General features: G+C 46.1%; 7 protein-coding genes and 3 pseudogenes. 2 read left to right on the top strand and 8 right to left on the bottom strand.

What is annotated here, in order from left to right; translation table 11 throughout:
- The first annotated feature begins 565 nt into the window (after window positions 1-565).
- A complete protein-coding gene (locus tag V7K49_RS34800) occupies window positions 566-721 on the top strand; it encodes an IS1/IS1595 family N-terminal zinc-binding domain-containing protein (RefSeq protein ID WP_442948695.1) in 156 nt (51 codons plus the stop codon).
- Between the two features lie 675 nt (window positions 722-1396).
- Complete coding sequence (locus tag V7K49_RS34795) at window positions 1397-1618, top strand: transposase (RefSeq protein WP_442948696.1); 222 nt, start codon at window positions 1397-1399, stop codon at window positions 1616-1618.
- A gap of 136 nt (window positions 1619-1754) precedes the next feature.
- On the opposite strand, the gene V7K49_RS27175 is transcribed toward V7K49_RS34795, so the two are convergent.
- From V7K49_RS27175 to V7K49_RS27140, 8 genes and pseudogenes are all read right to left on the bottom strand, one after another.
- A complete protein-coding gene (locus tag V7K49_RS27175; RefSeq protein WP_335208403.1) occupies window positions 1755-1934 on the bottom strand; it encodes a hypothetical protein in 180 nt (59 codons plus the stop codon).
- Window positions 1909-4569 (bottom strand): annotated as a pseudogene (locus V7K49_RS27170) (MGH1-like glycoside hydrolase domain-containing protein). The gene V7K49_RS27175 and the pseudogene V7K49_RS27170 overlap by 26 nt, the downstream one beginning before the upstream one ends.
- A 112-nt stretch (window positions 4570-4681) precedes the next feature.
- On the bottom strand, window positions 4682-5452 hold the full coding sequence (locus V7K49_RS27165; RefSeq protein ID WP_335208401.1) for a glucose 1-dehydrogenase: 771 nt from the start codon (window positions 5450-5452) through the stop codon (window positions 4682-4684).
- 63 nt (window positions 5453-5515) lie between these two features.
- Complete coding sequence (locus V7K49_RS27160; RefSeq protein WP_335208400.1) at window positions 5516-7087, bottom strand: GMC family oxidoreductase; 1572 nt, start codon at window positions 7085-7087, stop codon at window positions 5516-5518.
- 517 nt (window positions 7088-7604) lie between these two features.
- Window positions 7605-8024 carry a zinc-binding dehydrogenase gene (locus V7K49_RS27155; RefSeq protein ID WP_335208405.1) on the bottom strand — a complete coding sequence of 140 codons (420 nt, stop codon included), beginning with the start codon at window positions 8022-8024 and terminating at the stop codon, window positions 7605-7607.
- The gene (locus V7K49_RS27150) at window positions 8024-8539 is read right to left on the bottom strand and encodes an NADP-dependent oxidoreductase (RefSeq protein WP_335208404.1); all 516 of its coding nucleotides are present in this window, start codon (window positions 8537-8539) and stop codon (window positions 8024-8026) included. Before V7K49_RS27150 ends, V7K49_RS27155 begins: the two co-directional genes overlap by 1 nt.
- A gap of 130 nt (window positions 8540-8669) precedes the next feature.
- Window positions 8670-9593 (bottom strand): annotated as a pseudogene (locus V7K49_RS27145) (DUF5996 family protein).
- A gap of 13 nt (window positions 9594-9606) precedes the next feature.
- Window positions 9607-10105, bottom strand: a pseudogene (locus V7K49_RS27140) (pirin family protein); the annotation flags it as partial.
- Between the last annotated feature and the right edge of the window lie 92 nt (window positions 10106-10197).

Genomic DNA, 10197 nt, shown 5'->3' with positions numbered 1-10197 from the left:
GACCACTCTTCATCTGTTAAACTGCTTGAGTACATAAGTAATAAAAAATACTTTTAATCTCCCGGTACACCAGATCCCAAATGGGTTCTATAGTAATGTCACTTTACTTATAAAACTATAGTGTATGGAAGTACAAGCCTTAATAGACTAATTTTAATTTAAGGGTAGTGGTAAATATGTAGTGAATACCAAAATTACCTACCCCTCTTCTGTCACTCTCCGAAAACATTTGTCATTTCTGAATTCCAGAGCTTTTATACAGGAAGCGTAGGCGTAGCCCGCCGCAAGCATCGCCAGATTTTTTCCTACAAATACAAGACCCATTTTTTTCTAATAGTATAGCTTGTATTGATTGCCTCATGAGGCTTCTAGCGATCGCCCTCCCGGAAAGTGACAGAAGAGGGGTAAGTTAAATTATTTTTTTTAGCTATTTAGCTTGAGAAGTGGGTTATATGATATAAGAAAAAATTATCCAACTTCTGAAGACCTTAAATAAATGTTTCAGCTATAATCTTTCGAGCGTAATCAAGTTTTAGTTTTTGAAAATTTGACTGTCTTCAAACTGATGTTAGCACCACGACCTACTTGCCCTAATTGCGGTTCTCAACACACTGTCAAAAATGGCAGTACTCATAATCAAAAACCAAAACACCAGTGTCAAAAAGGTCATTTACAGTTTATAGAAATCTTACTAATAAAGTTATTAACAAAGGTACTATAGAAGCGTTATAAGTTCAACTCATGGACGCCCTGGCATTACTACTGAGTAATCTTGTAATTGGTAGCATTAGGTTGACGAATCACTATCAAATTTTTCAACACAGAGTCTTGTTTTAAGTTTTCCCTCAGCAGAGGCTTTTCTAACAGCTTGCTAGTAAATGGAATCTTGGCACAAGATTTAGTTTCAATATAACTGGTATCAATCCAATAGCCAATGTCAGGGGACTAGTGATAATCTTGGGTGCTTCGATAATCTCTGCAATCGCACTCTTGGCGGGGCGTAAGCCCATCGCATATACGCCTGATTGATCCCCAGATTTTCTTTCTCAACACACCATCACTAGGAGCCATATCAAATGGCATAGCGCGTTGTCAGCCAGGGCATCTGCATATGCAGCACTATTTCGAGAACGCAAAGTCTCTAAACGCGCAGATTGGAAGTTAGCATCTCGAACACTTGAAGGTTCTTACTTACTGCTCTCAATCCAATCTGCAAGTTCCTAAATATCCAAAGCCATACGGGTTTCAACTGCCCTGCCGTACAATTCACCAAGGAACCTATCCCACTAATACCAGCAATATGATAATCTGCTGTTGTTAACACAAGGGTGTAGCACAGTATGGCTGGGCGATTTGAAGGATTAAGCGACTTAGAATGGAGGTTGTTTGAAGATATATTCCTTTTCCCCCTGGAAAAGGTGGCAGTGAGGGTGTTAAGTATGGTCATAAAGGTAAAGGAGTTTTTATACATACCTTGACTGATGGCAATGGTATGCCCTTGGCCAATCGTACAACCCCAGCTAACGGTAGCGAAAGAGACCAGGTTATACCGCTTCTAGATAGTGTCAAAGTCAAAACTAATAGACCTGGTAGACCGGACTACGTCCCGCTTCGCTAGCGTAAACGAGTTAAAGTACTTGCTGCTGACAAAGGTTACGATTCCAAGGATAAACGTGCTGTTTTACGTAAACGTGGTATCAGACCTCAATAGCCCAAACGGGTTTGGAAGAGCAAGAAAAATCGGGGTAGACCAATTAAAACTTCCGTTCCACGTTTTCAACAAGAGCGTTGTAACGCAAAGGATACTCAAACATGATGGTAAACACACCTGCCACAATCAAAAATATTCCCAGCAGTGCCGCTTCCATCAGGTATTCCGGCAGGTGTTTTCTAAAGTTTTCCATACTGTCACTCCTTGGCACGATGTTCGGCATTGTGCAGAATCATGGTAGCAGCCAAGCCTGTCCAGCCAGTTTGGTGACTGGCTCCAATTCCAGCACCATTGTTGCCATGAAAATATTCGTGGAACAAAATGTAGTCGCGCCAGTGGGGATCGGTTTGAAAAGTCTCAGTGCCGCCATAGATGGGACGGCGACCGGATTCGTTACGTTGGAACAATGCGACTAAGTGTTGGGAAAGGGCGATCGCCACTTCTCGTAGAGTCATTTCATTTCCCGATCCAGTCAGACATTCGACTTTGAAACCGTCCCCGAAGTAGGAGTAAAATTGCCAAAGAGATTCAATAATCAGGTAATTGACCGGAAACCAAACGGGGTCGCGCCAGTTCAAGTTCCCCCCAAATAAACCAGTCGTGGATTCGGCAGGCTCATAACGCACGAAATAATCTTGTCCATTTAATTTGAGGCAATAGGGATGGTCTTGGTGATACTTGGAGACTGCTCGGATTCCGAAGGGGCTAAAAAACTCCTGTTCATCCAGCAGGCGTTGCAGAATACGCTGAAGTTTACGGCGATCGGCGATCGCCAATAATCTTTGTGCCTCAATCCCTGGCGTTTCCATACAAGCCACATTTGCTTTCAAATCATGGCGATTGCGAATGAACCATTCCATCCGACGCTTGAAACCGGGAAACTTTTCTAGTATTTCTAGTTCCAATACAGCGACGGCATAAAGGGGAATCAATCCTACCATTGATCGCACTTTTAGCGGCAGCTGTCGCCCATCAGGAAGGAAGGTGTAGCGCATCGTAATAGAAGCCATCTTCTTCATCCCAGAGAGAAATCTCGGCTTCGCCAATGCCGTCAATTGCATCAGCAATGTAGAGGAAATGCTCGAAGAATTTACTGGCAATGTCTTCGTAGGCATCATCTTCTTTCGCCAACTCTAGGGCAATCTTTAACATATTTAGGCAATACATCCCCATCCAACTGGTGCCATCAGCCTGATTGAGGTAGCCGCCCGTAGGCAATTCGGCACTGCGATCGAAGATACCAATATTATCCAATCCCAAAAAACCGCCCTGAAAGACATTCTTACCTGCTATGTCTTTGCGATTCACCCACCAGGTAAAGTTGAGCAGGAGTTTGTGAAAAACCCGTTGGAGAAAAGAGCGATCGCCTTTTCCACAAGACTTCTTCTCGGTATCATAGACTTGCAACGCCGCCCACGCTTGTACGGGAGAATTGACATCGCTAAATTTCCACTCCTAGGCTGGCAGTTGACCGTTGGGGTGCATATACCATTCGCGAGTCAGGCGATCGAGTTGCAACTTGGCAAAATCAGGATCGATCGTGGCTAAAGGAATCAAATGAAACCCCAGATCCCAAGCTGCAAACCAGGGATACTCCCACTTGTAGGGCATGGAGAGAATATCTTTACTGTAGAGATTAACCCACTCGTGATTCCGCCCGACTTGGCGTTCGGCAGGTGGTGAGGGTTGTCCCCGATCCCCCTTCAGCCAATTGTCTACGCTGTATTGATAGAACTGCTTGCTCCAAAGTAATCCCGCAAAGGCTTGTCGTTGAATATTGCGCTCGTCTGCCGACAAGGGAAAGGGAGAAACTTCTTGATAGAACTCGTCTACTTCTTGCTTGCGGATCTGGAAAACTCGATCGAATTCAGGGCTGAAGGGTTCCGATATCTCTGGCTGATCGCTCAATCGCAGTTGCAGGGTTTTGGTTTCTCCAGGCGCAAACGAGAGGGAGTAATGCGCCGCAAATTTTGTGCCGATGCGATCAGGATTGACTGCATTCTTCTGCCCATTGACGACATAGTTGTTAATGCCATCTTTAACATAGGCAGAACTGTTTGTCGTCCCAAACAACTGCTGATAATTGGTTTCATTATTGGTGAACAATAATTCTGCTTCACCTTTACAATACAGCCAGTGAGTGTTCAGTGTGGGATGATTCGCTTCCATCTGGCTGAGGGTGGGATCTGAATGCACCACTTTGATAAAGGGTTGTTCAATTTCAGAGTTCCAATCCCAGATGTTCCGAAACCAAAGGGTTGGTAGTAGATGTAAAGTGCTGGCTTCGGAGCTACGGTTGGCGATCGTAATTTGAATTAAAATATCTTCAGGCGATGCTTTAGCGTATTCCACGAAGACATCAAAATAACGATTGTCGTTGAAAATTCCTGTATCTAGTAATTCAAACTCCGGTTCAAATTTGCTGCGGCGCTGGTTTGCTTCGATCAGTTCGGTGTAGGGAAATGCCTGCTGCGGATACTTGTACAGACACTTCATGTAGGAATGAGTCGGAGTGTTGTCCAGGTAAAAATAGTATTCTTTGACATCCTCGCCGTGATTGCCTTCATTCCCTGTTAAACCAAAGATCCGTTCTTTCAAAATTGGATCGTGTCCATTCCAAAGGGCGATCGCAAAACACAATCGCTGCCGCGTATCGGAAATTCCGGCAATCCCATCTTCGCCCCAACGGTAAACCCGCGATCGCGCTTGGTCATGGGGAAAGTAATCCCAAGCAGAACCGTCTTGGCTGTAATCCTCTCGCACTGTACCCCACTGCCGCTCACTCAGGTATGGCCCCAGCGTTTCCAATAAGCAGTACGATGCCGATCCTGTTGCAATCGAAGTTTTTCTGGTATCATACGTTTTCTCAAATACGGCTAATCTAACAACCCACCGACAAAATTCAACTGCGCTCAAACCTAAAAAAGTAAGAGTAGCATTGAGTACTGAGAATGTTACGTTGAGTATTGACTACTGTTCGTGATAATTCCACAGCAAGCCACCGTCGGCAAAGAGGGTTGTACCCGTCATATAGTCAGCATCCGAGGATGCCAGAAACGAAACGACTGATGCAATGTCGCCTGGTTTGCCTAACCGTCCTAACGGAATATTCTGTAACAGCCCACTTAACTTTACTGGATCGTTAAGCAGTGCTTTGTTAATCGGGGTTTCGATTGCACCTGGAGCTACATTATTAATTGTGATGCCCAGAGGAGCAAGTTCGATCGCCAAATTACGTGTCAACATTTTTACACCGCCTTTGCTGGCACAGTAGGGCGCAAAGTGCGGAAAGGGTAATTCTTCATGCACCGAACTGAGATTGATAATTTTGCCAGTGGATTTGGTTTCCATGAGATGTTGCACAAAAGCTTGAGTGGCAAAGAATGTTCCTTTCAAGTTGAGATTCATCACCGCATCGAAATCTGCTTCCGTCACGTCCCAGAAGTCTGCATTTTTACCATCAATACCCGCGTTATTGACTAAAATATCAAGTTTACCAAAGTGTTGAATAGATTCATTAATCAGCATGCGGATATCGGCAATGCTGCTGAGATCCGCTTGAACGATATGTCCTTTGCGACCCGTCGCTTCCACGGCTGCAAGCGTTTTTTCGGCTCCATCAGGATGAGATCGATAATCAATAATGATATCAGCACCATCTTGAGCCAGACGCTCTGCAATGGCTTGTCCAATTCCCTGGCTGCTACCTGTTACTAATGCGATTTTACCGTCAAGTTTCATTGTTTTCCCCATTAATTTTTTTGGTAGTCCCTAATTGCAAATAACACATGACAAGCGACCAAATTACTTCAAGCGTTCAGTAAGATGTTCGCCCACCCGTAATGCATTCGCAATAATTGTGAGCGTTGGATTGACACCAGAGTTTGATGGAAAAAAACTACCGTCCACAACATAAAGGTTGTCGATGTCATGAGTGCGGCAGTTGAAATCGAGCACGGATGTGTCAGGATCTTCGCCAAAACGACAAGTCCCACACTGATGTCCCACGACTTGAATCCCTGTGCTGTTACGTGGGTAAATGCCATGATGCACAACAGTATGTTCGGCGGCTTTGTCGATCGCATTTAGTATTTCACTCCAACGATGAATCAAGCGATCGTGAGATTGCGTGTTGTTCGGTGTGTAATCCAAGTGCAGCTTATCTCCCACCATCCGCACCCGATTCTTGGGATTGGGTAAGTCTTCTGTTTGCAACCACCAGCCTGTAGTGTGGCTAGCAATTTGCTGCAACCCAAATCCCGGTAATAGCTTCGCCAAAGGAGCTAATAACTTTGGTGCTTCTGCTGGGATCATATCTGCGAGAACATTTCCCGTATTTTGCACTTCACCCATTGGATAGGGAAAGTCCGGTTCTCCCCAATAAAAATCGTTGATACAAATTGTTTTTTGATATACATCAGGATTTGGTGTGATACTGAGCTGCACCATTGCAGTAGTCAGGTGCTTCATATAATTGCGCCCGACTTGATCGGAATGGTTAGCAAGTCCATTGGGATGGCGATCGTTTGCTGATCGCAGCAACAGTGCTGCTGAATTAGTTGCACCACAAGCAACGACTACAACATCGCCCTGAAACTGGTGCATCTGTCCGTCAATCTCAGCTTCCACCGATGTAATTTCTCTGCCAGACTCGCTGGTGAGTAGCCGCATCACTTTGGCTGCCGTTTTCAGCGTCACGTTCGGAAATTTCAGTGCCGGAGTAATGCCTTCGACTTCCGCATCTGCCTTCGCATGAACCAGGCAAGGAAAACCATCACAGGTATCACAGCGAATACAAGTACTGAGAGTGCGATCGACCTCATTCAGTTTCAGTCCGAGCGGCAGATGGAAAGGATGCAATCCTTGTTTGGCGATCGCATCAGAAAGCTGTTGCATCCGTGGCTCATGACTAACGGGAGGATAGGCGTACTTACCACTGCGAGGTGGCTCGGTCGGATCTTCCCCCTGCTGACCATGCACTTCATAGAGCTTTTCCGCTTGGGTATAATAAGGTTCAAAGTCATGGTACTTTAATACCCATGCTGGAGAAATACCATTTTTGTGTTCTACCGCTTCAAAATCTCGCTCCCGCAAACGGAGCAAAGCTGCACCATAAACTTTTGTGTTACCGCCTACCCAATAGCTCATTTGGGGTCGAAAGGGTCTGCCAGCACTGTCATACCACTGCTCTTGAGTGTGATAGCGTTCTTTCCCATAAACCTCAGCCGTAGACCAGTTCGCCTTCTCTTTGGGTAGGTAAGTGCCTCGCTCCAGAATCAAAATTTTCTTGCCAGTGGCAGCCAATTTGTAGGCTAATGTGCCTCCACCTGCCCCTGTCCCAATGATAATTAGATCGTAGCTATTGTCAATGCTCATAGTCACTTCTGGTTATCTTTAATTAACACTTATCTGCTCTTGGCTACAAGTTCCAAAACGCGATCGCCACCGTTGGCAAAACTCTGACGGATAGCGATCGCGGCTGGCATCCAGAACAACATAGCTACCACAAGCGTAATGGCTACAATCCATCGAATTAATGAGCTAAAACTTGAACCATAGCGGTTATCGAACAGAATTCAGGAGTCAGAATTCAGTTGGGTATTTTGACCGAAAAAGCGGATAACGTAGGGTTAGCGAGGAACGAGCGTTGGAACGAGCGTCGCGTCTGAATAATCGGCGTTTTTGCACCCCCACCAAATCGTAGATTTGGTGGTCAACAAGAAAGTCGCGGGTCTGAATCCCCCACTGATAGCGCAGCGTTAGCGAAGAACGAGCGTCGGAACGAACGTCTTGATTCTGACCGGAGCTTTCGGAGTCTCCGGCTCCGCTTCTGAATTCTTACATCTGAATTCTTCTTCAACCGAATTGTTCAAAAGTTTTCTGAAAGCTTGGATTAAGATGAATGAACGACTTGCAAAACTAGCTTACCGCGAGGATGACCGTGTTGGCTAACCTCCTGTGCTTTGGCGGCTTCTGCCAGTTCAAAAATCTGCTCAACAGATACTTTGATCCGTCCGTCATCAATTAATTGAGCAATCTGCTGTAGCTGCGAATTCGCTCTGAGATTGGCGAAAACAGGAAGCGCTTGAATGCCCTGCGGAATCCCCGATTGAGGCACACCAAGTGTCGAAACCAAAACTCCACCGGGACGGACGATCTGCCACGATCGCGCCTGCGTTTCTCCACCGACCAAATCAAGCACCACATCTATATCTTTCACCTGTTCCTCAAATGGTTGGGCAGCATAGTCAATCGCTTGATCGGCACCTAGATTTTTCAGATCGTTAAGGTTTGCCGCCGATGCCGTTGCAATTACTCGTGCGCCCTTCCACTTGGCAAGCTGAATCGCATAGCGACCACTCCGCCCGCGCCACCATGAATCAGCACACTCTGCCCTGGCTGGAGATTTGCTCCATCAAACAGCGACTGCCATGCGGTTATTGCCACAATTGGAACAGACGCTGCGTGAATGTAGTCGAGAGTTTTCGGCATCGGTGCGATCGCATCTGCATAGCCCAGCGCATATTCGGCATACGCTCCCGAAAGCATCATGTCTGCTGTTCCATAAACGGCTTGTCCAGGTTGGAGTGTGGTAACACCATCGCCGACACTTGCGACAACGCCAGCAACATCCGCACCAGCAATCACGGGCAGCACATAATCATATACTTGTTTAAGAAACCCTTTACGAATCTTCCAATCGATCGGGTTCACGCCTGCTGCATAAACTTGAATGAGTACTTCCCCCGATTTAGGTTCAGGGCGAGGTACTTCGTCGAACTTGAGGTTTTCAGATCCTCCATAAGCATGAATTCGGATTGCTTTCATCATTTCCATTGTGATGTACTCCTATGAATAGAATCAGTGTTCGTCTCATCAATCAATCAATTACCCGTTGATCGCACTACAAATACTGAGTAGTAACCCCAGTCGAGTTGTGCTTACACTTTTTTTGGATTCAAGCGCGTTCCAGCGTAGCGCGATCCCAGTTGCTCAAACTTGCCGTTGCCTCGTAGCTACTTTGCAGAAAGGTCAGCAACATTGCTTCTGGATCGGCTGCTTGTCGCACCGCTTCGTAAGGCAAGATAAACTCTCAAATGCGAGAGTGATAAAAAGCTTCTCTAGGCTGAATCGGGTAGGTTTGAAAGGCTTCTGGTTCAGGGTAAGCATAAGCATAAAAAACAGGCTCTGTCACTGAGCCGCCTCCCGGCCAGAAACCACAGCTACTGACTTCATGCGAGTAAGCCTCCACCGTCACCCAATCCGCCATTCCGGGGACTCCACCAGGATGTAGAGGTGCAGAGCGCCCGCAGAAACGGGTGACTGCCAGATCAAAACCGCCCCAGAAAAAATGTACTGGACTGGATTTACCGATGAACCTCGATCGAAAGATTGTCAGGATTCGATCAACCTGCACAAGAATCTGCCAAAAGCGCTGGACGTATGCTGAATCGTAGGTAGTATGTTGATCGTCTTGGTTGAAGCGGATGGGATTGGCAATCTCCTGAGGCATAGTCCAAATCGAAACTTCAATGTTGATCGCAGCCAATGCTGCCATCACCGCCTGATAAAAATCTGCTACCGATCGCGGCACCAGTTCAATGCTCTGAGCTGCCCGGTCACTTGTTTCAATGTGCAACTGGTGAGCGAAAAAATCAAACCGCATTTCAAAGGTGCGAGTTTTGTAGGGAATGGTACCAGTGGTTAGCCCACGCGGGGTTACATAGAGAGTTGATTGCCACCAGTGATTGATTTTGGGCATGAGTGTCAGCCGAATTTTGCCAACGATCTGAGTCCACAAGTGCAAGGTGGCGTAAGTCTCTTGCCATTCTGCCAGGGGCAAACTGGGCAGTAAGATTGTTGAGGATAGATTAGAAATCATATAAAAGTGAATTTTAGGCGAGGTCAAATAATAAGATTTCAGCGCTGGCATCGGTCGTTAGTTCTAACAGTTCTGGACTGTTAATTTGGACACCATCGCCCTCTCGCAGTGATTCACCATTGAGCGTCACGATACCGCGTGCAACTTGAATCCAGGCAAAGCGATCGCTCCCCATTTCAAATATAATGCGATCGCCCGATGACAGAACTGAAGCATAAAGGTCAATGTCTTGATGAATCATCAGAGAACCCTCTCGCCCGTCTTTTGAAGCCACTAGGCGCAGTTTGCCTTGCTTTATCTGCTAGAGGGAAATTGCGCTGGTCGTAGCGAGGGGTGATGTTTTGTCGATCAGGCAGCATCCAAATTTGCAATAAGTGTACTGGTTCAGTATCGGAATTATTAAATTCGCTGTGTTGAATGCCAGTACCTGCACTCATGATTTGGACATCGCCCAGACGAATCACAGAGCCAGTCCCCAAGCTATCTTTGTGCGCCACTTCTCCCTCTAAAATAGAACTCTTGCATAAATATTTTGTGGTATGATTAAAGGTTATTTCAATTTCAGTTCTTGGCAATTAAAATAGTCAGAATTTATCAATTTCTT

This window comes from Nostoc sp. (assembly GCF_036919675.1).
Taxonomy (GTDB): domain Bacteria; phylum Cyanobacteriota; class Cyanobacteriia; order Cyanobacteriales; family Nostocaceae; genus Nostoc.
Note: the sequence above shows the minus strand (reverse complement) of the source record. Positions and strands in the feature narration are given on the sequence as shown.

Coding starts and splice junctions, on each gene's coding strand:
- V7K49_RS34800 (WP_442948695.1), top strand. CDS start 566: ATGTTAGCACCACGACCTACTTGCCCTAATTGCGGTTCTCAACACACT.
- V7K49_RS27175 (WP_335208403.1), bottom strand. CDS start 1,934: ATGCCGAACATCGTGCCAAGGAGTGACAGTATGGAAAACTTTAGAAAA.
- V7K49_RS27165 (WP_335208401.1), bottom strand. CDS start 5,452: ATGAAACTTGACGGTAAAATCGCATTAGTAACAGGTAGCAGCCAGGGA.
- V7K49_RS27160 (WP_335208400.1), bottom strand. CDS start 7,087: ATGAGCATTGACAATAGCTACGATCTAATTATCATTGGGACAGGGGCA.
- V7K49_RS27150 (WP_335208404.1), bottom strand. CDS start 8,539: ATGAAAGCAATCCGAATTCATGCTTATGGAGGATCTGAAAACCTCAAG.